Source organism: Roseovarius sp. CH_XMU1461, assembly GCF_037027165.1.
In the GTDB taxonomy this organism is placed as follows: Bacteria; Pseudomonadota; Alphaproteobacteria; order Rhodobacterales; family Rhodobacteraceae; genus Roseovarius; species Roseovarius nubinhibens.
The window spans coordinates 661,684-685,793 of sequence record NZ_JAYMDV010000002.1 but is presented as its reverse complement, the minus strand read 5'-3'; the positions used below and the strand labels follow the sequence as shown (position 1 = coordinate 685,793).

At 65.1% G+C, this 24,110-nt stretch carries 23 protein-coding genes and 1 tRNA gene; 11 read left to right on the top strand and 13 right to left on the bottom strand.

The genetic code is table 11. From position 1 onward, the window contains the following. Together WA237_RS08655 and lpxB are read left to right on the top strand one after the other, a co-directional pair. Positions 1-801: an LpxI family protein gene (locus tag WA237_RS08655; protein WP_336097364.1), complete on the top strand. Its 801-nt coding sequence runs from the start codon at positions 1-3 to the stop codon at positions 799-801. Beyond that, a complete protein-coding gene (gene lpxB / locus WA237_RS08650) occupies positions 798-1,961 on the top strand; it encodes a lipid-A-disaccharide synthase (RefSeq protein ID WP_336097363.1) in 1,164 nt (387 codons plus the stop codon). The genes WA237_RS08655 and lpxB overlap by 4 nt, the downstream gene beginning before the upstream one ends. Positions 1,962-2,136: 175 nt before the next feature. On the opposite strand, the gene mnmA is transcribed toward lpxB, so the two are convergent. Next, positions 2,137-3,279, bottom strand: a complete 1,143-nt coding sequence (gene mnmA / locus WA237_RS08645; RefSeq protein ID WP_336097362.1) for a tRNA 2-thiouridine(34) synthase MnmA — start codon at positions 3,277-3,279, stop codon at positions 2,137-2,139. 118 nt (positions 3,280-3,397) lie between these two features. Between mnmA and sciP the strand changes: the two genes are divergently transcribed. The 4 genes from sciP (at position 3,398) to recG (ending at position 8,998) form a co-directional block, all read left to right on the top strand. Beyond that, entirely contained in the window at positions 3,398-3,694 is a 297-nt protein-coding gene (gene sciP / locus WA237_RS08640) for a CtrA inhibitor SciP (RefSeq protein ID WP_040618120.1), read from the top strand. Positions 3,695-3,820: 126 nt separating this feature from the next. Beyond that, a complete protein-coding gene (gene ctrA, locus WA237_RS08635; RefSeq protein WP_216017216.1) occupies positions 3,821-4,537 on the top strand; it encodes a response regulator transcription factor CtrA in 717 nt (238 codons plus the stop codon). A 127-nt stretch (positions 4,538-4,664) separates the two neighbouring features. Continuing rightward, positions 4,665-6,911 (top strand): NAD-dependent DNA ligase LigA, encoded by a 2,247-nt coding sequence (ligA, locus tag WA237_RS08630; RefSeq protein WP_336097361.1) that lies wholly within the window; start codon positions 4,665-4,667, stop codon positions 6,909-6,911. Further along, on the top strand, positions 6,908-8,998 hold the full coding sequence (gene recG / locus WA237_RS08625) for an ATP-dependent DNA helicase RecG (protein ID WP_336097360.1): 2,091 nt from the start codon (positions 6,908-6,910) through the stop codon (positions 8,996-8,998). Before ligA ends, recG begins: the two co-directional genes overlap by 4 nt. 487 nt (positions 8,999-9,485) lie before the next feature. Here the strand turns inward: recG and WA237_RS08620 are convergent, their stop codons facing one another. Continuing rightward, entirely contained in the window at positions 9,486-9,941 is a 456-nt protein-coding gene (locus WA237_RS08620; RefSeq protein WP_009815030.1) for an iron-sulfur cluster assembly scaffold protein, read from the bottom strand. 64 nt (positions 9,942-10,005) lie between these two features. Here WA237_RS08620 and hisI point away from each other — a divergent pair, with 64 nt between their 5' ends. Next, positions 10,006-10,368, top strand: coding sequence for a phosphoribosyl-AMP cyclohydrolase (gene hisI, locus WA237_RS08615; protein WP_009815031.1), 363 nt, complete (start codon positions 10,006-10,008; stop codon positions 10,366-10,368). A gap of 120 nt (positions 10,369-10,488) precedes the next feature. On the opposite strand, the gene WA237_RS08610 is transcribed toward hisI, so the two are convergent. Genes WA237_RS08610 through WA237_RS08600 form a run of 3 tightly spaced genes read right to left on the bottom strand, consistent with a single transcriptional unit; the run spans position 10,489 to position 12,813 of the window. After that, complete coding sequence (locus WA237_RS08610; protein ID WP_009815032.1) at positions 10,489-11,550, bottom strand: methyltetrahydrofolate cobalamin methyltransferase; 1,062 nt, start codon at positions 11,548-11,550, stop codon at positions 10,489-10,491. A gap of 10 nt (positions 11,551-11,560) precedes the next feature. After that, a complete protein-coding gene (locus WA237_RS08605; RefSeq protein WP_336097470.1) occupies positions 11,561-12,490 on the bottom strand; it encodes a methylenetetrahydrofolate reductase in 930 nt (309 codons plus the stop codon). A 26-nt stretch (positions 12,491-12,516) separates the two neighbouring features. Further along, the gene (locus tag WA237_RS08600) at positions 12,517-12,813 is read right to left on the bottom strand and encodes a virulence factor (RefSeq protein WP_009815034.1); all 297 of its coding nucleotides are present in this window, start codon (positions 12,811-12,813) and stop codon (positions 12,517-12,519) included. Positions 12,814-13,051: 238 nt separating this feature from the next. Between WA237_RS08600 and WA237_RS08595 the strand changes: the two genes are divergently transcribed. The 4 genes from WA237_RS08595 (at position 13,052) to WA237_RS08580 (ending at position 15,609) form a co-directional block, all read left to right on the top strand. After that, complete coding sequence (locus WA237_RS08595) at positions 13,052-14,164, top strand: Ppx/GppA phosphatase family protein (protein ID WP_336097468.1); 1,113 nt, start codon at positions 13,052-13,054, stop codon at positions 14,162-14,164. Next, entirely contained in the window at positions 14,164-14,880 is a 717-nt protein-coding gene (locus tag WA237_RS08590) for an RlmE family RNA methyltransferase (RefSeq protein ID WP_040618600.1), read from the top strand. Before WA237_RS08595 ends, WA237_RS08590 begins: the two co-directional genes overlap by 1 nt. Then, complete coding sequence (locus WA237_RS08585; protein ID WP_336097359.1) at positions 14,881-15,459, top strand: histidine phosphatase family protein; 579 nt, start codon at positions 14,881-14,883, stop codon at positions 15,457-15,459. Positions 15,460-15,533: 74 nt separating this feature from the next. Next, positions 15,534-15,609, top strand: a tRNA-Val gene (locus WA237_RS08580). Positions 15,610-15,652: 43 nt separating this feature from the next. On the opposite strand, the gene WA237_RS08575 is transcribed toward WA237_RS08580, so the two are convergent. From WA237_RS08575 to WA237_RS08540, 8 genes are all read right to left on the bottom strand, one after another. Further along, positions 15,653-17,131 (bottom strand): tripartite tricarboxylate transporter permease, encoded by a 1,479-nt coding sequence (locus WA237_RS08575; protein ID WP_336097358.1) that lies wholly within the window; start codon positions 17,129-17,131, stop codon positions 15,653-15,655. A gap of 72 nt (positions 17,132-17,203) precedes the next feature. Further along, a complete protein-coding gene (locus WA237_RS08570; protein ID WP_336097357.1) occupies positions 17,204-17,698 on the bottom strand; it encodes a tripartite tricarboxylate transporter TctB family protein in 495 nt (164 codons plus the stop codon). A gap of 54 nt (positions 17,699-17,752) precedes the next feature. After that, on the bottom strand, positions 17,753-18,712 hold the full coding sequence (locus tag WA237_RS08565) for a Bug family tripartite tricarboxylate transporter substrate binding protein (protein WP_336097356.1): 960 nt from the start codon (positions 18,710-18,712) through the stop codon (positions 17,753-17,755). A 92-nt stretch (positions 18,713-18,804) separates the two neighbouring features. After that, positions 18,805-19,692, bottom strand: a complete 888-nt coding sequence (locus WA237_RS08560) for an NAD-dependent epimerase/dehydratase family protein (RefSeq protein ID WP_336097354.1) — start codon at positions 19,690-19,692, stop codon at positions 18,805-18,807. Beyond that, entirely contained in the window at positions 19,689-20,456 is a 768-nt protein-coding gene (locus WA237_RS08555; RefSeq protein ID WP_336097353.1) for an SDR family NAD(P)-dependent oxidoreductase, read from the bottom strand. Before WA237_RS08555 ends, WA237_RS08560 begins: the two co-directional genes overlap by 4 nt. 15 nt (positions 20,457-20,471) lie before the next feature. After that, the gene (locus tag WA237_RS08550; RefSeq protein ID WP_336097352.1) at positions 20,472-22,163 is read right to left on the bottom strand and encodes a thiamine pyrophosphate-binding protein; all 1,692 of its coding nucleotides are present in this window, start codon (positions 22,161-22,163) and stop codon (positions 20,472-20,474) included. 41 nt (positions 22,164-22,204) lie between these two features. Next, the gene (locus WA237_RS08545; protein ID WP_336097351.1) at positions 22,205-23,470 is read right to left on the bottom strand and encodes a TRAP transporter large permease; all 1,266 of its coding nucleotides are present in this window, start codon (positions 23,468-23,470) and stop codon (positions 22,205-22,207) included. Then, positions 23,467-23,994 carry a TRAP transporter small permease gene (locus WA237_RS08540; RefSeq protein ID WP_336097350.1) on the bottom strand — a complete coding sequence of 176 codons (528 nt, stop codon included), beginning with the start codon at positions 23,992-23,994 and terminating at the stop codon, positions 23,467-23,469. The genes WA237_RS08545 and WA237_RS08540 overlap by 4 nt, the downstream gene beginning before the upstream one ends. Between the last annotated feature and the right edge of the window lie 116 nt (positions 23,995-24,110).

Sequence of the window (24,110 nt, the reverse complement as noted above, 5' to 3'; positions counted from 1 at the left end):
ATGAGCCGCGATCTGGCAATTCTGGCCTGTGGCGGAGCTTTGCCCGTCCGGCTCGCCGAGGCCCATCCCGAGGCGCATATCTACACGCTCAAGGGCGTGCCGAGTGCGGTGAAGGGTGAGGCGCATCAGCTTGAAAAGATTGGCAGTCTCTTTGACGCGATGAAATCGGCGGGGGTCACGCGGATGGTCTTTGCCGGTCATCTCGCGCGGCCTGCGATCAACCCGGCGGAGTGCGATGCGCAGATGATGAGCATCGCGCCGCGGATCATGCAGGCATTGCCCAAGGGCGATGACGCGCTCCTGCGCGAAGTCATGGCGATCTTTGAAGGCCAGGGCTTTGCCGTGGTGGGCGCGCATGAGCTGCTGCCCGAGCTGGTGGTTGAGAGCGGGCTTGCCCTCGGACCAGCGCCGAGCAAGGCGGAAGAGGCCGATGTGGCGCGCGCCATTGAGATCTTGGGCCATATGTCGCCGCTCGATATCGGGCAGGGCTGTGTGGTGGCGGGCGGTCAGTGCCTGGGCATCGAGACGGTGCAGGGCACGGATGCGATGCTGGGCTTTGTGGCGGGCACGCCAGAGGCGCTGCGGCGCGGGCAGAAGGGGGTTTATGTGAAGGCCCCGAAACGCGGGCAGGATCTGCGCGTGGATATGCCGGCGATTGGCGCGAACACGGTCGAGGCGGTGGCCAAAGCGGGGCTTGCGGGCCTCGTGGTGGCGGCGGATCAGGTGATGATGATCGACCGCAAGACCACGCTAGAAGCCTTGGAAAAGACAGGGGTTTTCCTTGTCGCGCGGGCGCTGTGACACGGGTTTTCCTGATCGCTGGTGAAGCCTCGGGGGATCGGCTCGGCGCGGCGCTGATGGCCGGGTTGAAAGAGCTGGACGTGTCTGAGTTTACCGGTGTCGGCGGGCCGTTGATGCAGGCCGAAGGCATGGCGAGCCTCTTTGACATGAGCGAGCTGAGCGTCATGGGGATCGTCGAGATCTTGCCGAAATACGCCCATCTCAAGCGCCGCATTCGCGAGACGGCGCAGGCCATTCTGGACAGCAAACCCGATGTTGTGATCTCGATCGACAGCCCGGATTTCTGTTTGCGCGTGGCGAAGATCGTCAAGGAAAACAGCGACATACGGAGCGTTCATTATGTGGCGCCTTCGGTCTGGGCCTGGCGGCCCAAGCGGGCGGTCAAGATGGCGAAGGTCATTGATCAGGTGCTGACGCTGCTGCCCTTTGAGCCGCCCCTGATGGAGGCCGTGGGGATGCGGGCGGATTTCGTCGGTCATCCGGTGGTGAGCGAGCCGCAGGCGAGCGATGCGGAAATCCTTGATTTCCGGGCACGGCATGGGCTGGGCGAGGATCCGGTGATGCTCGTCCTGCCGGGGTCGCGGCGTGGCGAGGTGAGCCGTCTGGCGCCGATATTCGGCGCGGCGCTGACCCCTGTGTTGCAAGACCATCCCAAGATGCGGCTGGTGGTGCCGACCACGGCCCATGTCGCCCCGGCGCTGCGCGAGGCGGTCAAGGATTGGCCGCAGGCGTCGCTCATCCTTGATCCGAGCGACATGAAGATCGACCTCTACAAGGCTGATAAAAGGGCAGCTTTTGGTGCCGCCACCGGCGCGCTGGCGGCCTCGGGCACGGTGTCGCTCGAGCTTGCGGCGGCCAATACGCCGATGGTCATCGCCTATGATGTGAACTGGATCAGCCGTCAGATCATCGCGGCGCTGTTGCGGATCGATACGCTCACCCTTGTCAATCTGGTGAGCGAGACGCGGGACATTCCCGAGTGCAATGGCAAGCAGTGTAACCCGGCGGAAATCGCCCCGGCGCTGCGCGAGATGCTGGCCCATCCCGAGCGGCAATATGAAGCCATGCGGGTCACCATGGAGCGGCTTGGACGCGGTGGCGAGGCCCCCGGTCTGCGGGCGGCGCGGGCGGTGATGGACGGGCTGGAGACGGCTCAGTAGTCCCCGAAACACGCCTGAAAACGCCATGTCGGTAAGACGTCGGTATTGCGTCGGCAACGCGACAGTGGGCGTTTTGGGCAAAATCCCCCGGAGAAATTGAGGTAAATCCAACGGAAAAACCCGCCGCGCGTGGCGACGGGTTTCAGCAGGAATTCGAGAGGACGGGGAGCGCCGCTCAGCCTTCGCCGCGCCAGATCCAGCCGCCGCCGAGGATGCGGCTGCCTTCGGTCTCGTAGAAGACGCAGGCCTGACCCGGCGAGATGCCGTCTTCGGGGCTCAGCAATTCGACCTCGGCGGTGGTCGGCGACAGCGGGCGAATGACCGCCTCGCGCGGCGGGCGGGTCGAGCGGACCTTGACCGAGACCTGCCATTCGGCGCGGCTGTCGAAGGGCTCGTCGCCGAGCCAGTTGATTTCGCGCACCGGCACGTTGCGGGTCGAGAGCATCTCTTTCGGGCCGACGACCACATGTTTCTTGTCGACGTCGAGTTTCACCACATAGAGCGGATCGCTCAGCCCGCCGATGCCGAGACCGCGGCGCTGACCGATGGTGTAATGGATCACGCCATTATGCGTGCCGAGCACCCGGCCATCGGCATGCACGATCTCGCCGGGTTCGGCCGCGCCGGGGCGCAGTTTCTCGATCACCGCGGCGTAATTGCCATTGGGCACGAAGCAGATGTCCTGGCTGTCGGGCTTGTCGGCGACGCTCAGCCCGTATTTCGCTGCCAGTTCGCGGGTGGCATCCTTGGAGGGCAGGTGGCCCAGCGGGAAGCGCAGAAACTCGAGCTGCTCGGGGGTGGTGGAGAAGAGGAAATAGCTCTGATCGCGGTTGGCATCGGTGGCGCAATGCAGCTCGGGGCCGTTTTGCCCCTGCTTGCGCTGGATATAGTGACCGGTGGCCATGCAATCGGCGTCGAGATCGCGGGCGGTTTGCAGCAGGTCCTTGAACTTGACCCGCTCGTTGCAGCGGATGCAGGGCACCGGGGTGGCGCCCGCGAGATAGCTGTCGGCAAACTCGTCGATCACCGCGTCCTGGAAGATGTTCTCGTAATCGAGCACGTAATGGGGAAAGCCCATTTCCTCGGCGACGCGGCGGGCATCATGGATGTCGATCCCGGCGCAGCAGGCGCCTTTCTTGGCCAGCGCCGCGCCATGATCGTAGAGCTGCAGCGTCACGCCCACCACATCATAGCCCTCTTCGGCGAGCTGCGCCGCGACGACGGAACTGTCGACGCCGCCGGACATGGCCACGACGACGCGGGTTTCCGAGGGCGGCTTGGGCAGGCCGAGCGAGTTGAGCGGTTGATCGAGGGGCATAATCTTCTCCGGTGGAACCAGCGGAATATAGGAAAATCCTAAACACTCTCAAGGGCCGATTTCAGCCTGCGTTAAGGCTCGCCCGGCAGATTACCCCGGCAACCAAGGGGTAGGTGAGATGTATCTGAAGAAAGTTGAAGGGCCAAGGACTGTGACTTTGCCGGATGGGACGGTGCTCTGTCAGGCGGATTTGCCCGATCCGCGCACGCGCCGCTGGGTCGCGTCGCGCAAGCTCTCGGTGGTGCGGGGCGTGCTATATGGGTTGATCACGCAGGAGGAGGCGCTGCGGCGCTATGGGCTCAGCGAGGAGGAGTTTCGCGAATGGGTCCGCGCGGTGAGCCTGCATGGCGAAGCGGCGCTCAAGGTGACGGCGCTCAAGACATTTCGTGATGGGGGTGGTCACAAAGATGAATAGCAGACGCGGTCTTTATTCGATTTGGCAACCGAGGGTTGTAGGGCCGCGAATGACGCTTATAGTAACGGGTGGTTAACCAATTTTCGCCAGTGTCTATCGCAATCGATGACCATTCGGAGAAGTTTAATGCGCGTATTACTGGTGGAAGACGATCCCACGACATCGAAGAGCATCGAGATGATGCTCAGCCATGCCAATCTCAATGTCTATACGACATCGCTTGGCGAAGAGGGTGTCGATCTGGCGCGGCTTTATGATTACGATTTGATCCTTCTCGACCTCGGCCTGCCGGATATGACGGGCCATGAGGTGCTGCGTCAGCTGCGGCTGGCGCGGATCGAGACGCCGATCCTGATCCTGTCGGGGTCGGATGATACGGACAGCAAGATCAAGGGATTTGGCTTTGGCGCCGATGATTACCTCACCAAGCCGTTCCATCGGGACGAGCTGGTGGCGCGCATTCATGCGATCATCCGCCGCTCCAAGGGCCATTCGCAATCGGTGATTCGCACCGGCGAGATCAATGTGAACCTCGACGCGAAGACGGTCGATGTGGACGGCAAGACCGTGCATCTCACCGGCAAGGAATATCAGATGCTCGAGCTGTTGAGCCTGCGCAAGGGCACGACGCTCACCAAGGAGATGTTCCTCAACCATCTCTATGGCGGCATGGATGAGCCGGAGCTCAAGATCATCGATGTGTTCATCTGCAAGCTGCGCAAGAAGCTCAGCCAGGCCACCGGCGGCGACAATCATATCGAGACGGTCTGGGGCCGGGGCTATGTGCTGCGCGATCCCGAGAGCACGCAGAACCGCGACGGGCGGCTTGCCATCGGGGCCTGACGGGCCGGGGTCTGTGGCGCTGTGGTGATCCGGCGCTTTGGGTTCTGGACCTCGCCGCGCCCGCGTTCTATCCCTTGAGGCGGAGCAAGACCCGCCTGTGGCGCGGTCCACCGGCGCGAGGGGTATCATGGCGGAGACGACAGCGGTTGAGAGGCTCACCGAAGACGCGGCGCGGGCCGAGCTGGCCCGGCTGGCCGATCTGCTGCAGCGTGCCAATGCGGCCTATCACGGGGCGGATGCGCCCGAGATATCCGATGCGGAATATGACGCGCTCAAACAGCGCAATGCCGAGATCGAGGCGCGATTCCCAGAGCTGAAGCGCGACGACAGCCCGAGCGAGCAGGTGGGCGCGGCGCCGTCCGAGGGGTTTGGCAAAGTCGCGCATGAGATCAGGATGCTCAGCCTCGGCAATGCCTTTGCCGATGAGGATGTGGCGGATTTCGACGAACGTATCCGCAAATATCTCGGCCTCGGGTCCGGGGCGGCGCTGGCCTATACGGCGGAGCCCAAGATCGACGGTCTGTCGCTGTCGCTGCGCTATGAGCAGGGCAAGCTGGTGCAGGCGGCGACCCGGGGCGATGGCGCGGTGGGCGAGAATGTGACCGCCAATGCCCGTACCGTGGGCGACATCCCGCAGGAGATTTCCGGCGCGCCGGAGGTGCTAGAAGTGCGCGGCGAGGTCTATATGAGCCATGCCGATTTCGAGGCGCTCAACGCGCGGCAAGAGGCGGCGGGGGCGAAACCCTTTGCCAATCCGCGCAATGCCGCCGCCGGATCGCTGCGCCAGCTTGACCCGGGTGTCACCGCCGCGCGGCCGCTCAAATTCTTTGCCTATGCCTGGGGGGCGCTGTCGGCGCCGCTGGCCGAGACGCAGATGGGCGCGATTGCGCGGCTCGGGGCGCTGGGCTTTGCGGTCAACCCGCTGACCCGGCGCTGTGAGAGCGTGGATGAGATGATCGCCCATTACCGCGAGATCGAGCAGGGGCGCGCGACGCTCGGCTATGACATCGACGGGGTGGTCTACAAGGTGGATGATCTGGCGCTGCAGGCGCGGCTCGGGTTTCGCTCGACCACGCCGCGCTGGGCGATTGCGCATAAATTTCCCGCCGAGCTCGCCTGGACGCGGCTTGAGGGGATCGACATTCAGGTGGGCCGGACCGGGGCGCTCAGCCCGGTGGCGCGGCTGGCGCCGGTGACCGTGGGCGGCGTCGTGGTGAGCAACGCGACGCTGCATAATGAGGATTATATCGCCGGGCGCGATGCCAAGGGCGGCGAGATCCGCGGCGGCAAGGATATTCGCGTGGGCGATTGGGTGCAGGTCTATCGCGCGGGCGATGTGATCCCGAAGATTGCCGATGTGGACCTCGCCAAACGACCGGAGGGGGCGGAGCGATTTGTCTTTCCGACGCGCTGCCCGGAATGTGGATCGGAAGCCATTCGCGAAGAGGGCGATGCGGTGCGGCGCTGTAGCGGCGGGCTGATCTGTCCGGCGCAGGCGGTGGAAAAGCTCAAGCATTTCGTCAGCCGCGCCGCCTTTGATATCGAGGGGCTGGGCGCGAAACAGGTGGAGCAATTCTACCGCGATGGCTGGATCAAGGCCCCGGCGGATATTTTCACGCTGCAGGACCGCTATGGCGCGGGGCTGCAGCAGCTCAAGAACCGCGAGGGCTGGGGCGAGAAGAGCGCGAGTAATCTCTTTGCGGCGATCGAGGAAAAGCGACGTATCCCGCTGGCCAAGCTGATCTTTGCGCTGGGCATTCGCCATGCCGGGGAGGTCGCGGCGCGCGATCTGGCGCTGCATTACCGCGACTGGCAGGCGATGGCCGAGGCGATCGACACGGCCCGACCGGCGGCGCGGGCCCACCGCGCGGCGGATGAGGCGGAAGAGGCCGAACGGCAGGCGGCCGAGGCCGAGGGCCGGCGGGCGCGGGTGTCCGAGACCCGCGCGGCGGCGGTGGCGGGCTGCGACGTGCCGGCAGAGGCGGCGGCGGCCTGGGCCGATCTCATCGGGGTCGACGGGATCGGCGCGGTGCTGGGCCTGTCGCTCTCGGATGCCTTTGCCAATGATCAGGAGCGCGCGGCGATTGACACGCTGGTGGCCGGGCTCGACATCGTGGCGCCCGATGCGCCCGCGGCCGACAGCCCCGTGGCGGGCAAGACGGTGGTGTTCACCGGCAGTCTCGAAAAGATGACGCGGGCCGAGGCCAAGGCGCGGGCCGAGAGCCTTGGCGCGAAAGTGTCGGGATCGGTTTCGGCCAAGACCGACATTCTGGTGGCGGGGCCGGGGGCCGGATCCAAGGCCACCAAGGCGGCGGAGCTCGGCATCGAGACGCTGGACGAGGATGGCTGGCTCGCGTTGATCGGCGACGCATGAGCGGGCGGCCGGAAATCCTCTTTCCGCTTTTTGCCGGGGTCGAGACGCTACCCGGCGTCGGCCCGAAACTGGCGCAGGCCTTTGAGGGGCTGGGGGTGAGCCGGCCGCGCGATCTCATCTTTACCTTGCCGCATTCGGGCATCGATCGGCGGCGGCGCCACACGATCCGGGGGGCGGAGCTGCCCGGAGTGGTCACGGTCGAGGTCGAGATAGGCCCACATCGCGCGCCGCAGCGGCGCGGCGGGCCGTATCGGGTGACGGTGGAGGACAGCGAGACGAGCTTTCAACTCGTGTTCTTTCACGCGCGCGATGAATATCTGCGGCGTCTCTTGCCAGAGGGCGCGCGGCGGGTCGTGTCGGGGCGGGTCGAGCTTTTTGACGGGATCGCCCAGATGGTGCATCCTGACCATATGCTGCCGGTGGAAGAGACCGGCGAGATCCCCGATTTCGAGCCGGTCTACCCGCTCACCCATGGCATCAGCCAGCGGGTGATGGCCAAGGCGGTGGCGGGGGCGCTGACGCGGGTGACGGCGCTCGAGGAATGGATCGATCCGGGGCAGAAGGCCAAGGCGGGTTGGCCCGACTGGAATGACGCGGTGATCGACGCCCATGGGCCGCAGGATCGCGGCGGCCTCGCGCCGAGCCATCCGGCGCGCGAACGGCTCGCCTATGACGAGTTTCTGGCGCATCAACTGACGCTGGCGCTGGCGCGGGCCAAGCGGCGGGCGGCGAAGGGGCGCGAGAGCCTCGGTGACGGGCATCTGCGCGACAAGGTTCTGGGTGCGCTGCCCTATCGGCCGACCAATGCCCAGACCCGGGCGGTCACGGATATAGCGGGCGACATGGCGCGGCCCGAGCGGATGAACCGGCTGTTGCAGGGCGATGTGGGTGCGGGCAAGACGCTCGTTGCGATGCTGGCGCTGCTCATTGCCGTGGAGGCGGGCGGGCAGGGGGTGATGATGGCCCCGACCGAGATCCTCGCGCGGCAGCATCTGGCGGGGCTGGCGCCTCTGGCCGAGGCGGCGGGGGTGCGGATCGAGATCCTCACCGGGCGCGACAAGGGGGCGGCGCGGGGCGAAAAGCTGCGCGCTCTGGCGGCGGGCGAGATTGGCATTCTGGTGGGCACCCATGCGGTGTTTCAGGCGGATGTGCAATTTGCCGATCTGCGGCTTGCGGTGGTGGACGAGCAGCATCGGTTCGGTGTGCGGCAGCGGCTTGAGCTGGGGCGCAAGGGGGTGCTCGCCGATGTGCTGGTGATGACCGCGACGCCCATTCCGCGCAGCCTGGCGCTGGCGCAATATGGCGACATGGATGTGAGCATCCTCGACGAGAAACCGCCGGGGCGCAAACCGATCAAGACGGCGCTGGTGAATATGGCGCGGATGGAAGAGGTGGTCGCACATCTGCGCCGCGCCATTGCCGAGGGGCGGCAGGCCTATTGGGTCTGTCCGCTTGTCGAGGAAAGCGAGGCTGTGGATCTGTCGAGCGCCGATGAGCGGTTCAAGGCGCTGCGGGCGGTGCTCGGCGAGGGGCATGTGGGACTTGTCCATGGTCAGATGCCGCCTGAGGAGAAAGACGCGGCCATGGCGGCGTTTCAGGCGGGCGAGACGGCGGTTCTGGTGGCGACCACGGTGATCGAAGTGGGGGTCGATGTGCCCAATGCCTCGATCATGGTGATCGAGCGGGCCGAGTATTTCGGGCTGGCGCAGCTGCATCAGCTGCGCGGCCGGGTGGGGCGCGGCGAGGCCGAGAGCACCTGTTTGCTGCTCTATCAAGCGCCGCTCAGCGAGACCGGCGAGAAGCGGCTGACCACGATGCGCGAGACCGAGGACGGGTTTCGCATCGCGGAGGTCGATCTCGAGATGCGGGGCGCGGGCGATGTGATCGGCACGGCGCAATCGGGGCTGCCGCGGTTCCGGGTGGCCGATCTCGAGCATCAGGCGGGGCTGATGGCGGTGGCACAATCGGATGCGCGCAAGCTCTTGCATGATGATCCCGACCTCACCGGCGCGCGGGGGCGCGCGGCGCGTGTTCTGCTCTGGCTGATGGAACAGGATCAGGCGATCGGGCTGATCAAGGTCGGCTGAGCCGCATTTGTTCCATTTTCTTAACCTGTGAAATCAAGCACTTGGGGATATTTGTTCCTGAGTGTTCTCAAATGTTCTTAAAAAGTTCTTTACAGGTTCCGGAAAAAATGAGAACAAATAAGCAACACGCAATCAAGGGAGGTTACGATGCTTCGCCAGATCACCACCACCGCCAGCCGCTGTGACACGCTTTTGAGCGATGCCATTGGCGGCGCTGCCTTGATGGTCTTGCTGATCGGAGGTCTCTACCTGCCCGGATTGTTCTGAGTTCTGCCTGCGACCCTTCCGTACCGGCGCGCAAAACGCATCACCTGTCCCCAAGCGATGATGCCGCGCGATCCATATCTGTCCCATTGGACGCGACTGCCCGGGTTTCTCTGCCTGTTTCCCCGGCCTCAGATATGCGCCCCGGATCCCGACGGAAGCCGCAATTCCTGACCGCCGCCATGCCCAGCATGTGCGGCGGCTTTTTTATGGGCGGGGGGTTTTAGGCGCAGCTTTGCTTTGCGAGTTCGTCCAGCGCTTCGACCGAGGCGTCGAGGGTCAGCAGGATCGAGGCGTGGCGGTTTTTATAATCGCGGGCGGGTTGCAGCACTTCGAGCCCGTCGAAGGGCGCGGGCGGCACCGGGCCGCCGTCCTTGAGCATGTGCCGCAGCGCGTCGCGGGCCTGGGTCACTTCGGCGCGGGTCAGCCCGATGATATTGGCGCCGACGATGCTGGCCGCGGCCTGACCCAGAGCGCAGGCTTTGACGTCCTGGGCATAATCGGTGATCCGGCCCTGATCATCGGTGTTGATGTCCACGGTCACGGTCGAGCCACAGAGCGGCGCGCGTTTCTTGACGCTGGCCGAGGGCGCGTCGAGCCGGCCCACCCGAGGCATGTCGGCGGCGAGCGCGAGAATTCGGGCTGAATAAAGCTTGATCAGATCGGTTTCGCCGCTCATGGCTTTTCCTTTGTGTCGCTGTCTCTTAGATAGACCTGCACGCCGGACAAGGAAAGGGCCCCGCATGACATTCGATCCCGCAACCCTGCGCTATGATGCCGCCGGGCTCATCCCCGCCATTGCCCAAGATGCCGAGACCGGCGAGATTTTGATGATGGCCTGGATGTCGTCGGAGGCGGTGGCGCGCACGCTCGAGACCGGGCGGGTGACCTATTGGAGCCGGTCGCGCCAGAGCTTCTGGATCAAGGGCGAAACCAGCGGCCATGTGCAGGAACTGGTGGAGATGCGCGTCGATTGCGACCGCGATTGCCTTTTGGTGCTGATCCGGCAGACCGGGCCTGCCTGTCACACCAACCGGCGCAGCTGTTTCTACACGGCGCTGCGCGACGGGGAAGAGGTCGAGATCATGGCGCCGATGGCGGAGTGACGGGGGAGGGGCGCCGCCCCTCTTGGCCCAAGGGCCAATTCACCCCGGGATATTTCTCGCCAGAAGATGCGAAAAACCCCGCCCTAAGGCGGGGTTTTGCTTTGCTTTTGCGGGGTTGGATCAGGCGCGGCGGCGGCGGCCACCGGTGCGGCCAGCGCGACCGCGGCCTTCTTCGCCGGCTTTCGGCGGGGCCTTGTTGAACTTGATCCAGTTGCCGCCATGCGGGTCGTTGTTGGTCAGGAAGTTGGCGGCGAGGATCGCCTCCATTTCCTTGCCGGCGCGCGGCTTGGTCGAGCCGAGGCCGAAGAGCTGACAGAAGGTTTCGTCATCCATATCCTCGGGCAGCACCAGACCGGCGGCGGCGACCTCGAGCTTTTTGGCTTCGATCTCGGCCATTTTCACCGGCAGCGCCACCGGGTTCATGATCGCGGAGGTCATGCCCGCGCCCATCGCCATCGGCAGGAAGGCGTTGTTGATGCCGTGACGGTTGGGCAGGCCGAAGGAGATGTTCGACGCGCCGCAGGTGGTGTTGACGCCCAGTTCTTCGCGCAGTTTGCGCACCAGGGTGAAGACCTGCTGACCGGCGGTGCCCATGGCGCCGATCGGCATGACCAGCGGGTCGACCACGATGTCATGCGCCGGGATGCCGAAATCGGCGGCGCGTTCGACGATCTTCTTGGCCACGGCGAAGCGGACCTCGGGATCCTCGGAAATGCCGGTGTCGTCGTTGGAGATGGCCACCACCGGCACGTTGTATTTCTTGACCAGCGGCAGCACGAACTCGAGCCGGTCCTCTTCGCCGGTGACCGAGTTCAGCAGCGGACGGCCTTCGCAGGCCTGCAGACCGGCCTCGAGCGCGGCGGGCACCGAGCTGTCGATGCAGAGCGGCACGTCGACGAGGCCTTGCACCAGCTCGACGATCTTGGTCATCAGCGGCGGTTCGGTCTCGTTCGGGTTGGGGTTCGAGTTATAGACCACGCCCGCGTTGATATCGAGCACCGTGGCCCCGGCCTCAACCTGGGCGATGGCATCGGCTTCGACGGTCGAAAAATCGCCAGCCTCAAGCTCGGCTGCGAGCTTTTTGCGCCCGGTGGGGTTGATGCGTTCACCAATCACGCAGAACGGCTGATCAAAGCCGATGATGGCGGTTTTGGTTTTGCTCTCGACGACAGTGCGGGTCATGTAACTTCCTTTAGGCGGGGTTGACGGGCTGGGTGGACGCGCCACCGTTTTCGATGGCCCATGTGGCATTGGTCTTGACCCCGCCCAGCGGGAAGAAATGCACATTGGTGATGTTGAACTCCGGGTTGGCGGCCTTGTGGGCGGCCAGCTCGGCGATGACATCGGTGGGCTCGTAGGGCAGCAGCAGTTTGGACACGTCCATGGCGCGTTTCTGCAGAACCTTGAGCGACGGGCCGACACCGCAGGCGATGGCAAACTTGATCAGCGTCTGCAGCTTGGCCGGGCCGGCGATGCCGATATGGATGGGCAGGGTGACGCCCGCCTCGCGCAGGCTATCGGCCCAGGCGATGATCGGCTTGGCGTCGAAGGCAAACTGTGTCGCCAGCGCCATTTCGGCATCGGTGGTCTCGTTGAATTTGGTCTTCCAGCGCAGGGCGGCATCGACATTGGTCGAGGAGCCATCGGGATCGATGTCCTTGTTGCCCTCGGGGTGGCCCGCCACATGCAGCCGGGTAAAGCCCGCGCGGTCGAACTCGCCGGTTTCCAGAAGCTGCATCGAGCTGTCGAAATCGCCATGCGGGTTGGTCACGCCACCGGCCAGCAGAAGCGCCTGTTTGACGTCGGCCTCGCCCTGATAGCGGGCGATCCAATCGTTGAGCGTGGCGCGGTCCTTGATGATGCGCGCCGGGAAATGCGGCATCACCGGAAAGCCTTCGGCGTTGATCCGTTTGGCGGTGGCGACCATGTCCTCGATCGGGGTGCCCTCGATATGGGCGATATAGACGCGGGTGCCTTCGGGCAGCAGGGCGCGGAAATCCTCGACCTTCTCGGCGGTGCGCGGCATCACCTCGATCGAGTAATCCTTGAGGAAGGCCTCGACCTGACCATTGACGGGCGTGTCGGCGGGTTTCTCACGTTTGCGGAAATTCAACAGAGCCATCGCGGCCTCCCAGAGTGTACGGGGCATTAAGCCCAGCCATCATTGGCGATCAGTTGCTTGATGCGCTCCTGATCATATTCAGCGTCGAGCCGGGCGACCTCGGCTTCGACAATCTCGGCGGGATCGCCCTCGATCTGGACCGGCGCGGCCTTGCGCCACTCGGCCAGATAGGCATCGGTGTCCTGTGCGCCCACTTTCATGGCCGCGCGGTCGATGGCCTGTTCGAACCGTTCGGGAAGCGGTTTTTTCGCGCCCCGGCGGCCCTTGCCCACGATGACCTGCGCGGGAATGTCGCGCCAGTATACGATTGTCACATCAGCCATGGTTGATTCCCCGTTTTCGATTGATCCTGTCTAAACCGCGCCCAAGGGTCCGCGACGTCGATTTTCGACATAAACGCTTCGTGCTGCGACCTTTGGCGACCATGCGACGTTCGGCGGCGAATGGCCAGAGAGGCGCGGTGGAGAAATCTTCATCATCAAGATGAGCCCTGCTCGGCGCTTGCGGAGCGTCGGGGAAAGACCTAGATTGAAGGTAACTCGAAATGGAGGGCGTGACGTGATGGCGCCCAAGCGTCCCAAAGGTGCGGGCGCACTCCCGAAGCCGGTCGAGAGCGCCGCGCCCGAACAGCCCCGATCCCGGCCGCTTTATGCGGCGTTGGACCTGGGAACGAACAGTTGTCGCATGCTGATTGCCGAACCGAGGGGCAATCAGTTCAAAGTTGTGGACAGCTTTTCGAAATCCGTGCAGCTCGGCTCTGGTCTGGAGAAGACCGGACGGCTGTCGCGCGGCTCGATCGCGCGGACCATCCAGGCGCTGCGGGTCTGTCAGCAAAAGCTCAAGCGGCACAAGGTGCGCAACATGCGGCTGGTGGCGACCGAGGCCTGCCGGCGGGCGGTGAATGGCGAACAGTTCCTCAATCGGGTGGCGCGGGAGACCGGGCTCAAGCTCGAGATCATCCGGCCGCAGGAAGAGGCGCAGCTGGCGGTGGTGTCCTGTGCGCCGCTGGTCAGCCCGAAGACCGATCAGCTCTTGGTGGTGGATATTGGCGGCGGCTCGACTGAGCTTGTCTGGATCGACCTGACGGCGGTGCCCGAGCAGGAGCGGATCAAATCGATCATGCAGCTCTGCACCGGGTTCGACCGGCCCTGTGACGACGGCCCGCGGGCGCGGGTGGTGGATTGGATCAGCGTGCCGCTCGGCGTGGCGACGCTGCGCGATCAATTCCAGGATGTCGAGGATGACGCGGCGCGGTTTGCGCTGATGAGCTGGTTCTTCGAGGAAAACCTCGCGGAATTCGCGCCTTACAAGGAAGAGCAGGCGCGCGAGGGCTTTCAGATCGTCGGCACCAGCGGCACGGTGACCACGGTCGCGGCCAGCCACCTTGGGCTGCGGCGCTATGACCGCAATCGCGTCGATGGGTTGCGCATGACGAGCAACGAGATAGATACGGTCATTCGCAGCTATCTGGCGCTTGGGCCCGAGGGGCGGCGGCGCGACCCGCGGATCGGGATCGACCGGCAGGCGTTGATCATGTCGGGGGCGGCGATCCTGCAGGCGCTGTTGCGCTGTTGGCCGACGGACAGGCTGTCGGTGGCGGATCGCGGTCTGCGCGAAGGTATGTTATACGCCCAGATGGCCGCCGATGGCGTTTTGAGAGATGAGGACGAATGATGGCGAAGGGGCCGGACGGCAAGAACACCTCGGGACGCGGGCAGCGCGACCTTACGGTGAAGGTGAAAACCGCGCGGGGGCGGCGCAATTCCTCGACCCGCTGGCTGCAGCGGCAGCTCAACGATCCCTATGTGAAACGCGCGCAGGCCGAAGGCTATCGCGGGCGGGCGGCGTTCAAGATCATGGAGCTCGATGACAAGTTCCGCTTTCTGGTGAATGGCGCGCGGGTGGTGGATCTTGGCTGTGCGCCGGGCGGCTGGGCACAGGTGGCGGTGCCGCGGATCAACGCGCTGGGCGAAAAGCCGGGCAAGGCGGTGGGCCGGTTCATCGGCGTCGATCTGCAAGAGGTCGAGCCGCTGGCGGGGGCCGAGTTCCACGTGCTCGATTTCATGGAAGACGGGGCCGATGACAAGGTCAAGGAATGGCTTGGCGGGCGCGCCGATGTGGTCATGTCCGACATGGCCGCGTCGAGTTCCGGCCATAAGCAGACCGACCATTTGCGGATCATCGCGCTGTGCGAGGCGGCGGCCTATCTCGCCTTTGATGTGCTCGAAGAGGGTGGCACGTTTGTGTCCAAGGTACTCGCCGGTGGGGCGGAGGGCGATTTGCAGAAACTGCTCAAGCAGCGGTTCACCAAGGTGGCCAATGTCAAACCGCCGGCGTCACGGCCCGACAGTTCCGAGAAATTCGTGATCGCCACCGGGTTTCGCGGCTAGATGCTGCGGGACGTGCCGCCGATCTGGTTCCTGCGCCATGGCGAGACCGAGTGGAACCTCGAGAAACGCATTCAGGGTCGCCGCGATTCCCCGTTGACTGCGCGGGGCGTCGAACAGGCCCATGCGCAGGCGCGGCTCATGTCCGGGATCATCCCGGAGGTGCTGAGCGCGGGCGGCGGGCTCTTTGTGTCGCCGCAGGGGCGGGCGCAGGCCACGGCGCGGATCGCGTTGGCAGGGCACAGCTTTGCCACCGATGCGCGTCTCTCTGAGATCGACACCGGCGACTGGGAAGGCCAGCTGCGCAGCGAGGTGGTCGGCGGGCAGGACGGGCTGGCGGCCTATGCGGCGGCACCGGGCGGCGAGGGCTTTGACGGTCTTTCGGCACGGGTCACGGAATTTCTGTCAGAGCTGCGCGCGCCTGCGGTGATCGTGTCGCATGGCATTCTGGGGCAGGTGCTGCGCGGGCTGATCTGTGGGCTTGGACCCGACGAGATGGCGCGGCTCAGCAATCATCAGGGCTGTGCCTATCTGCTCAAAGAGGGCGGTGAAACGCTGCTGCGCGAAGAGGCGAAGGCCTAGCCGCGCGATTTCGATCACCCGTGCCTTTTGCCCTCTTGCAACGCTCCGCGCGCTTGGCTATGACGCGGCACGGCGGGTGATTAGCTCAGTTGGTAGAGCGCTTCGTTTACACCGAAGATGTCGGGAGTTCGAGTCTCTCATCACCCACCATTTCCCCATATGCGTCGTCAGATACCTATTGGGTTCCGGTCCATCAGCCTTTCGCACGCCGCCAGGCGCGCAGCAGCGGCCAGAGCAGAATGGCGGCGGTGAGCAGGAAGAGCACCAGCGCGATGGGCCGCTCGAAAAAGGCGAGGAAACTGCCGCGGGTGAGCAGGAGACCTTGGCGCAGCGATTGTTCGATCATCGGGCTGAGCACCATGCCGATGACAAAGGGCGCGACGGGCATGCCGGCCAATCGCATGAAGACCCCGGCCACGCCCGCGCCGAGCGCGATCCACACATCGAGCATATTGCCGCGCACGCCGTAAGCGCCGAGCGTCGAGACGATCAGCACCATGGCGATGAGCAGCGGTTCGGGGATGCGCAGCACCCGGGTGAAGAGCGGTGCGCCGAGCGCGCCGGTGGCGAACATGATCAGGTTGACGAAGATCAGCACTGCAAAGATCGCATAGACCAGTTCGAGGTTTTGATTGAAGAGCTGCGGCCCCGGCGTGACGCCCTGGATGACCAGCGCCCCGAGCATCACCGCGGTCACCGGATCGCCCGGCACGCCGAGCGCCAGCGTCGGCACCAGCGCCGAGCCGGTGACTGCGTTATTGGCGCTTTCGCAGGCGACGAGCCCGTCCGGCTCGCCCTTGCCGAAATTGTCGCGGCGGCGCGAGGTCCGGCGAGCTTCGGAATAGGCGATGAAGGCAGCGGTGGCCGCGCCGGTGCCGGGCAGAGCGCCGACGAAACAGCCGATCATCGAGCCGCGCAAGAGCATCCCGAGGCGGCTGCGCCATTGCGAGAGCGGCGGCAGGCGAAAGCCCACGCGAATGTTTTCGCGCGGCGCGGTCGGGTCGATGCGGGCGGCGCGCAGGAACATTTCTGAATAGGCAAAGAGCCCGACGATCACCGGGATCAAGGTGATGCCGGCGCTGAGTTCGAAACTGTCGAAGGTAAAGCGCAGATCGCCGGTGACGGGGTCTGCGCCGATGGTCGCGACCAAGAGCCCGCAGGCCCCGGACAAAAGCCCCGGCACCAACGCCCCGGCCGAGACCCCTGCGATACAGGTGAGGGCAAAAAGGCCCAGCGCGAAATATTCGATGGGTGTGAAGTTAAGCGAGAAGGCGGCGAGCCAGGACCCGGCCAGCATCAGCACCACCACCGAGAACAGCCCGCCGAGCGTCGACGAGGCTGTGACCCAGCCGATTGCGAGATCGGCATCGCCACGGCGCGCCATGGGATAGCCCTCCATCGCCGTGGCCGCCGATTGTGGCGTGCCGGGCGTGTTGAGGATGATCGCGGTGATCGAGCCGCCATAGACCGAGCCGCAATAGACCCCGAGCATCAGCGCGATGGCGGGGATCTGTGGCATCGAAAAGGTGAAGGGCAGCACCATGGTCAGCCCCACCACCGAGCCAAGCCCGGGCAGAACGCCGACGAGCACGCCCACCACCGTGCCGGCCACCATGCATAGCAAGGTCAGCGGGGTGGCGATATCGGCAAGGGTTCCGAGGATCAGGTCCATGGTGCATATCTCCGAAAGGGGTAGGGCGACGCCGGCATCAAGCTCGGGCGGGCTGTGTCGGTCCGCATCGCGTCAAAAGCCCGAGAACCACGCAGAGCGCGGTAGGATGATCAGGAAGACACTCTCGAACAGCCACCAGACCGAGACGCTGAACGCCGCCGCCACAAGGGGGATGACCACGGGTCGCCGATAGCCCAGAAAGAGCGGCGTCAGGCAGGCGAAGAGGAGGCTCGAGATCAGAAATCCGAGATAGGCCAGGCCCAGCGCATAGGCCACCACCGCCGCGATGAGGCCGATCAGGCGGCGACGCCCTGCGCCCTCGGGGCGCACCTCGTCTGAGAACGCTGGACGCAGCGCCATGGTCAGCGCCAGCACGGCAATCCCGGCCATGAGAAAGCGCGGGTAGAAGAACGGGCCTCGGCCCTGGCTCGATTGCGCAAAGGCGCTGATCTCGGCGAAGGTCTGGGAAAAGAGCAGCGCGGCCAAGGCGAGGATCGCCAAGGCCACCGTGATCTGCAAGGCGCGCCCGCCGGGCTGCGGCGGCAGATCTGGGGGGTGGTCAGACATGGGACGGTCCTCCTGCCGGGGCAGTCATGGAAGTGTGTCGGGCGCGCCTCAGGCTCATTCGGCCAGCAACCCGGCCTTTTCAAGAAGCCCACGATTGCGCTCGAACTGCTTGGTCACGAAGGCCTCGAACTCGGCGCCATTCATATAGGCGCTGGGCTGTTGCAACTGCTCCATCCGTTCCTGAAACGGGCCGGAGGAAATCGCCTGTTCGCAGGCGGTTTCGAGCGCGCCGAGACGCTCGGCCGGGGTGCCCTTGGGGGCGACCAGCCCGCCCCAGATCGGGATGTCGAGATCATAGCCCTGTTCCTTGGCGGTGATCTCGTCGGGCATGGTGTCGAGCCGCCCGTCCTTGAGGATCGCCAGCGAGCGGATCTGATCGGCATTCTTGGACAGGAAGGAGACATGCGGGATGAAGAGATCCGCCGTGCCGTCCAGCAGCGCCTTGAGCGCCGGGCCGTCGCCATTGACCGGCAGGTAGGTCATCTCGATCCCCGCCGCATCGGCCAAGGCGAGCCCCGCCACATGTGGGATCGAGCCGATGGCCTGCACCGCGAAATTGAGCTTGCCGGGGTTTTCCTTGGCGAAGCTCACCAGATCGTCGAGGGTCTCGAACTCCGAATCCTTATGCACCGCGATGGCCGTGGGGGCCGAATAGGCGAGGCAGATGTAATCGAAACTGTCGACCGAATAGGGCAGTTTGCGCAGGTGGGTCTGGGTGGTCAGCGGACCGACCGGCGCCATGGCGATGGTGCGCCCGTCGGGTCGGGCGCGTGCGGCTTCGGCCACGCCGATGGTGCCGCCTGCGCCGGAGGTGTTCTTGACCACCACATTGGCGCCGAGCGATTTCGCCATCTCTTCCTGCATCGAGCGGGTGGTGATGTCGGTGCCGCCACCGGCCGAGAAGGGCACGACGATGGTGACATTCTGGGCCGCGGCGGGGCTGGCGAATTGCACCGCTGCGAGGGCGAGCGCCCCGGCTGCTGCTGCGTGGGTTGCGAGTTTCCTAATAGACATGGGTCCTCCTCCAGTTCTGTCCATAGTGTCTGACCCGCCGGCTGTCGTCACGGGTTTCCGCAACGGGGCCGCCGGGCCGGTGGTGTTGGCCGTCAGGCCGTGTCCCGGTACTGCGCAAAGGTTCTGCGAACCCCTTCTTGCAGCGGGACGGTCGTCCAGTCGCCGATCAGCGACCGCAGCGCCCGGTTGTCGAGCTCGGGCGGCGCGGGGCGGCGGATGTCAGAGGCGGTGATCCGTGCCTCTGGGGCGCAGAGGCGGATCGCCGCGATGACGTCGTCGGTGCTCTCGATATTGGTGGTGAGATCGCTGACCACGGGGCCGTCGGGGATCACCTGCAGGCAGCGGTCCATGATCTCGGTGACCTCGTCGACATGTTGAAAGCACATGTTGCTGGTGAAAGGCATGGCGTAGGGCTTGCCCTGCGCCGCGGCTTTGATCGCGAGGGTGATCGCGGCGGTTTCCCCGGCCTCGCGACCGGGACCGTAGACCACATTGGGGCGCAGCCCGACCGAGGTCAGACCATGATCGAGATGCCAGACCTTGGCCGCATCCTCGCAGGCGCGTTTCCAGCAGCCATAGAGATTGACCGGCGCGTCATGCGGCGGGCGGGGCAGGGCGGCGATGGAGCTTGTGTAGAGAAACCTCTTCACCTCAAGAGCGCGGGCCAGGTCGAGCATGTTGAGATGGCCGATGACATTGACCTCGGCGCCGAGCACGGGCGTGTCGCGGCAGGCGGGGATCACCAGTGCCGCGAGATGCACGATGGCGCGGATGTCATATTGGGCCAGCAGCGACCGGAGCGCTGCGCCGTCGCGGATGTCACCGGCGAGATGCGTGGCGCGGGGATCGCCGTTCTGGGCCGCCTGCAAGTCGACGGTGACCACCGTCTCGCCCGCGTCGAGCAGCCGTCCTGTCAGCGCCCGGCCAAGAAAGCCGCCGCCGCCGGTGATCAGCACCGGGCCAATGAGTGCGCGGGTCATGAGCACATCCCCTGACCGCCGTTCACATCGAGCATCTGCCCGGTGATGAACCCGGCCTCGCGCGAGGCAAAGAAGGCCACGGCGGCGGCCACATCTTCGACCTGCCCGTTGCGGCGGACGGGGATCTGGGCCAGAGCCGCGTCGCGTTCGGTCTGGGTCATGCGTTCGGACAAGAGCCGTTCAACCCGCGGCGTCAGGATGGCGCCGGGGCAGACCGCGTTGCAGGTGATCCCATGAGGTCCGAATTCCTGCGCGAGCTGCAGGGTCATCGACTGCACCGCGCCCTTGGCCGCGACATAATTCGCCCCGGTGAAGAGGCTGCCGTAGCGCCCCGCCTTGGAGCCGAGATTGATGATCCGGCCAAAACCCTGATCCATCATCTGTGGCAGCACGGCGCGGGTCAGCCGCACCGCGGCGGTGACGTTGAGCCCCATCACCCGGTCCCAATCCTCGTCGCTTTCCTCCAGAAAGGCACGCGGCGTGTGCAACGAGCCGCCGGCGTTGTTGATCAGCGTGTCGAAGCGCAGACCCTCGGAGGTCAGCCGGTCGATGGTGGCGGCGATGGCCGCGCCCTCCATCAGATCCACCGCCTCGAACCGGATCGAAGCCGCCTCGGGCAGGGCGCGGGCGCGGTCGATGGCCTCGGTGCTCTTGTCGAGGGCGACGACGGTGCCGCCCTCCGCCGCAAAGCGGGTCGCCATGGCGAGGCCCAACCCGTCGGCCGCCGCCGAAATCAGGATCGTTCTATCTGCAAAACCTGTCATCATGCGATCCCCGGCTCAGAGCTCTGCGTAATCAGAGCAGTCGCGGTGGCTGGCGGCGGGATCGACCTTGACGTCGATGAGCACCGGGCCGCCCATGGCATGTGCTTCGCGCAGCGCGTCGCCCATCTGATCCGCCTCGGTGACGGTGATGCCCTTGCCGCCGAGCCCCTCGGCCACTTTGGTAAAGTCGTGATCGGGGAAATCGACGGCGATCTTCTTGTTGCCGAGATTGTCGCGCACCATGCCGAGACCGGCATTATTGGCCACCACATAGACCACATCGAGCCCGTGTTCGGCGGCGGTGGCGACCGCGTCCATGGTCATCACGAAACCGCCGTCGCCGACCACGCCGGTCACGCGTTTGCCGGGGGCCGTGATCTTGGCCCCGGTGGCCGCCGGGGTGGACCAGCCCATGCCGCCGATGCCGCCCGGGGCGATGAGCTGATTGGGATGGCGCAGCGGCAGCCGGCAAGTGGCCCAGATCCGGTTGGTGCCCGCGTCGAGGGTGAGCAGATCGTCTTCGCCCAGAAAACCGCCGAGCCCACGCATGATGTCGGCATAATGCACGGTGCCGGGGCGGGTTTGATAGCTTGGCAGCACGCCATAGTCATTGTCGGACTTGATCCGCGAGATTGCCGCCTTGCGTCGGGTCACCAGCGCCGCGTCATGGGGGCGGGTGTCGGCGAGCAGGGCCGCCACCTCGCCGACATCGGCGGTCACCGCCAGATCCACCGGCACCACCCAGCCCGCGTTGAGCGGGTCGTGATCGACCTGAATGATGGTCTGATCGCCGGGGCGGATCATCTTTTCGTCGCGGAACCGGGTGTATTCGGCGCCGAGCGAGCAGCCCAGCACAAGGATCACATCCGCCGCCTGCACAGCGCGGTTGGCCGCGGCAGAGCCCCATGTGCCCATCATGCCGACGGCGATGTCGCAGGTCTCGTCGATCGTGCCCTTGCCATGATAGCTCGAGGCGATGGCGATGCCGTTGCGTTCGGCCAGCGCCTGCAGCGCCGGGCCGGAGCGCGAGCCATAGACGCCATTGCCGATGATCATCACCGGCTGTTTCGCGTCGCGCAGCAGGTCGGAAATCTTGTCCACCGCGGCGCGGTCGGCGCGTGGCGGGGTATAGCGCAGATGGCCTTCGACCGGGTAGAGCCGGGCCTTGGCGGCCTCGGGCAGTTCTTGCTTGATGATATTGCTGCGCATCACCACCGCCGCCGGGCCTTGGCGCGGGGTCGCGGCATGTTTCACTGCCAGCTGTGTGCCATAGACCGCCTCGGTCGGGGTGGTGGCATAGGTGGCGTATTTGGTCATCGTCTTCATCACGGCAAAGGCATCGGCTGCGCCGTAATCGCCCGTCATGGTCTGGTAGACGCCATGCTGGGCAAAACCGTCATAGCAGGAGGTGTCGGTCAGCACGACCATCGGCGAGGAGGAGAAATAGCCCTCGAGAATGCCGAAGGCGCCGGTCGAGGTGGAAAACGGCCCCTGCGCCATCAAAAGCCCCGGCTTGCCGGTCATCTTGCCCGCGACCTGAGCCATGACGCTGGCGCTCTGTTCGCTGCGCGCCAGCACCACGTCGAATTCGTCCTTGCGATCATAGAAGGCGGGCAACGACCAGGTGATGCCGAGCCCCGGCAGGGTAAAGCCACGGGTGATACCGGCCTCTAGGAATGTGTTGATGACGCCTTCGTTGGTCAGCATGGTTTGTCTCCGTTTCGGCCCCAGATGGGCCTTTGCTTGGGTTATTTGAAAGACAGCAGGAACAGGCTGATCTGCGGAAAGAAGAGGAGGATCAGCAGGCCCAGGATGATGGTTGCAATAAAGGGCAGCACCCGGCGCGAGACCTCTTCGATGCTGAGGTTCGAGATGCCGCAGGCGACAAAGAGGTTGACCCCGAGCGGCGGCGTCAGAAAGCCGATTTCCGAGGTGACGACGAGGATGATGCCGAAATGGATCGGGTCGATGCCCAATTGCTTGATCAGCGGCAGCAGGATCGGTGTCAGGATGATCACCGTCGAGAGCGTTTCCATGAACGTGCCGAGCACGATCAGGATGAGCGAGATCAACAGAAGCATCAGGATCGGATCGCTGGTGATGCCCAGAAGGGCCGCGGCAATCTTCTGCGGGATGAGGTTCAGCGCGAGGAATTCGCCAAAGAAGATGGCGGTTCCCATGATCAGCACGAGACCGCCGCAGACGGTGCTGGCCTCGCTCAGCGCGGCCCAGATGGCGCGGAGCCCGATGCTGCGCTTGATCACCACACCGACGAGCAGCGCATAGGCCACCGCCATGACCGAGGCCTCGACCGGGGTGAAGATGCCGCCATAGATGCCGCCGAGCACCAGAAACGGCGTCGCCAGCGAGAACTTGGCCTGCCAGAGCGCGGTGGCAAAGCTGCGCCCGTCGAACTGACGTTGTGCGCCGCGATAGCCGTTGCGTTTCGACAGAAACCAGGTGGTCGCCACCAGCAGCGTCCCCATCAGGATGCCGGGCAGGAGCCCCGCGAGAAAGAGATCGCCGATCGAGACCGAGGCGAGCACGCCATAGACGATCATCGGGTTCGACGGCGGCAAGAGGATGCCGAGCGTGCCCCCGGATGAGGCCACCGCGGCGGCGAAATCCTTGGGGTAGCCGTCGTCCTTCATCGCCGGGATCAAGAGCGTGCCAATGGCCGCCACAGTGCCCGGGCCCGAGCCCGAGATCGCGGCGAAGAACATGCAGGACAGGATCGTCACGATGGCGAGCCCGCCATAGGCCTGACCGACCACGGCGCGCATCACCTCGATAATGTCGCGGGTGATGCCGGCACGCGCCATGATCGCCCCGGCCAGCACGAAATTCGGGATCGCCAGCAGCGGGAATTTATCGACCCCGTCGAAAAGGCTATGGGCGAGGGATTCGAGCGGCACCGGCGAGTTCAGCAGTTCGATCAGCGCGGGCACGCCGAGCGTGGCGAAGATCGGCACGCCGAGCATCAGACAGACGAGGAAGAGGAGCGCGAAGATCATGCCGTGCCCTCCTGTCCAGGGTGATCAAGCGCGGCCTCGGAGGCGATTACCGGGATGCCGTGACGCCAGTAGTCCCATTGCCGCTGCAGGATGCGCAGGATCATCAGCGCGTGCGACAGCGGGATCACGCTGTAGATCCAGGCCAGCGGCAGAAAGAGCGAGGTGGAATAGACCGGGTAGGCGAGGGTGCGCTGGATCAACAGGATGCCCGCCATCACCACGCAAGCGTTGAAGGCGATCCAGATCGCATCCGCCAGCAAGAGCGCAATCTGTCGCCCGCCGGGAAACCAGCGAATAAACAGTGTGACGCGGATATGGGTGCCACGTTGGGCGGCGAGGCTGGCCGAGATATAGACGAACCAGACGAAGGCAAAGCGCGAGATTTCCTCGCTCCAGCTCAGCCCGGTGTGCAGCACGTAGCGAAAGAACACCTGCAGCCCCAGCACCACCACCAGCAGCGCCAGCGACAGGTTGGAGAACACCAGTTCGAACCTGTTGAAGGCTTGGACAGTCTTGGCAAGCATCTGACACCTCCCTTGGGCCGGTCGCCTGTGGTTGCGGTTGAAAACAGTCACACTGGTCAGCTGGGTGCACTTATCGCCCTGAGAACACCGGGGCGCGCGCCCCGCCACCCAGACCC

What these genes read in the sequence shown, in the direction of transcription:
- WA237_RS08570 (WP_336097357.1), bottom strand. Translation starts at nt 17,698, where the DNA reads ATGTCTGACCACCCCCCAGATCTGCCGCCGCAGCCCGGCGGGCGCGCC.
- WA237_RS08600 (WP_009815034.1), bottom strand. Translation starts at nt 12,813, where the DNA reads ATGGCTGATGTGACAATCGTATACTGGCGCGACATTCCCGCGCAGGTC.
- WA237_RS08585 (WP_336097359.1), top strand. Translation starts at nt 14,881, where the DNA reads ATGCTGCGGGACGTGCCGCCGATCTGGTTCCTGCGCCATGGCGAGACC.
- WA237_RS08605 (WP_336097470.1), bottom strand. Translation starts at nt 12,490, where the DNA reads ATGGCTCTGTTGAATTTCCGCAAACGTGAGAAACCCGCCGACACGCCC.
- hisI (WP_009815031.1), top strand. Translation starts at nt 10,006, where the DNA reads ATGACATTCGATCCCGCAACCCTGCGCTATGATGCCGCCGGGCTCATC.
- WA237_RS08555 (WP_336097353.1), bottom strand. Translation starts at nt 20,456, where the DNA reads ATGACAGGTTTTGCAGATAGAACGATCCTGATTTCGGCGGCGGCCGAC.
- ligA (WP_336097361.1), top strand. Translation starts at nt 4,665, where the DNA reads ATGGCGGAGACGACAGCGGTTGAGAGGCTCACCGAAGACGCGGCGCGG.
- WA237_RS08565 (WP_336097356.1), bottom strand. Translation starts at nt 18,712, where the DNA reads ATGTCTATTAGGAAACTCGCAACCCACGCAGCAGCAGCCGGGGCGCTC.
- WA237_RS08595 (WP_336097468.1), top strand. Translation starts at nt 13,052, where the DNA reads ATGGCGCCCAAGCGTCCCAAAGGTGCGGGCGCACTCCCGAAGCCGGTC.
- WA237_RS08540 (WP_336097350.1), bottom strand. Translation starts at nt 23,994, where the DNA reads ATGCTTGCCAAGACTGTCCAAGCCTTCAACAGGTTCGAACTGGTGTTC.
- WA237_RS08575 (WP_336097358.1), bottom strand. Translation starts at nt 17,131, where the DNA reads ATGGACCTGATCCTCGGAACCCTTGCCGATATCGCCACCCCGCTGACC.
- sciP (WP_040618120.1), top strand. Translation starts at nt 3,398, where the DNA reads ATGTATCTGAAGAAAGTTGAAGGGCCAAGGACTGTGACTTTGCCGGAT.
- WA237_RS08655 (WP_336097364.1), top strand. Translation starts at nt 1, where the DNA reads ATGAGCCGCGATCTGGCAATTCTGGCCTGTGGCGGAGCTTTGCCCGTC.
- WA237_RS08560 (WP_336097354.1), bottom strand. Translation starts at nt 19,692, where the DNA reads ATGACCCGCGCACTCATTGGCCCGGTGCTGATCACCGGCGGCGGCGGC.
- WA237_RS08590 (WP_040618600.1), top strand. Translation starts at nt 14,164, where the DNA reads ATGGCGAAGGGGCCGGACGGCAAGAACACCTCGGGACGCGGGCAGCGC.
- recG (WP_336097360.1), top strand. Translation starts at nt 6,908, where the DNA reads ATGAGCGGGCGGCCGGAAATCCTCTTTCCGCTTTTTGCCGGGGTCGAG.
- WA237_RS08620 (WP_009815030.1), bottom strand. Translation starts at nt 9,941, where the DNA reads ATGAGCGGCGAAACCGATCTGATCAAGCTTTATTCAGCCCGAATTCTC.
- WA237_RS08550 (WP_336097352.1), bottom strand. Translation starts at nt 22,163, where the DNA reads ATGCTGACCAACGAAGGCGTCATCAACACATTCCTAGAGGCCGGTATC.
- ctrA (WP_216017216.1), top strand. Translation starts at nt 3,821, where the DNA reads ATGCGCGTATTACTGGTGGAAGACGATCCCACGACATCGAAGAGCATC.
- WA237_RS08610 (WP_009815032.1), bottom strand. Translation starts at nt 11,550, where the DNA reads ATGACCCGCACTGTCGTCGAGAGCAAAACCAAAACCGCCATCATCGGC.
- mnmA (WP_336097362.1), bottom strand. Translation starts at nt 3,279, where the DNA reads ATGCCCCTCGATCAACCGCTCAACTCGCTCGGCCTGCCCAAGCCGCCC.
- WA237_RS08545 (WP_336097351.1), bottom strand. Translation starts at nt 23,470, where the DNA reads ATGATCTTCGCGCTCCTCTTCCTCGTCTGTCTGATGCTCGGCGTGCCG.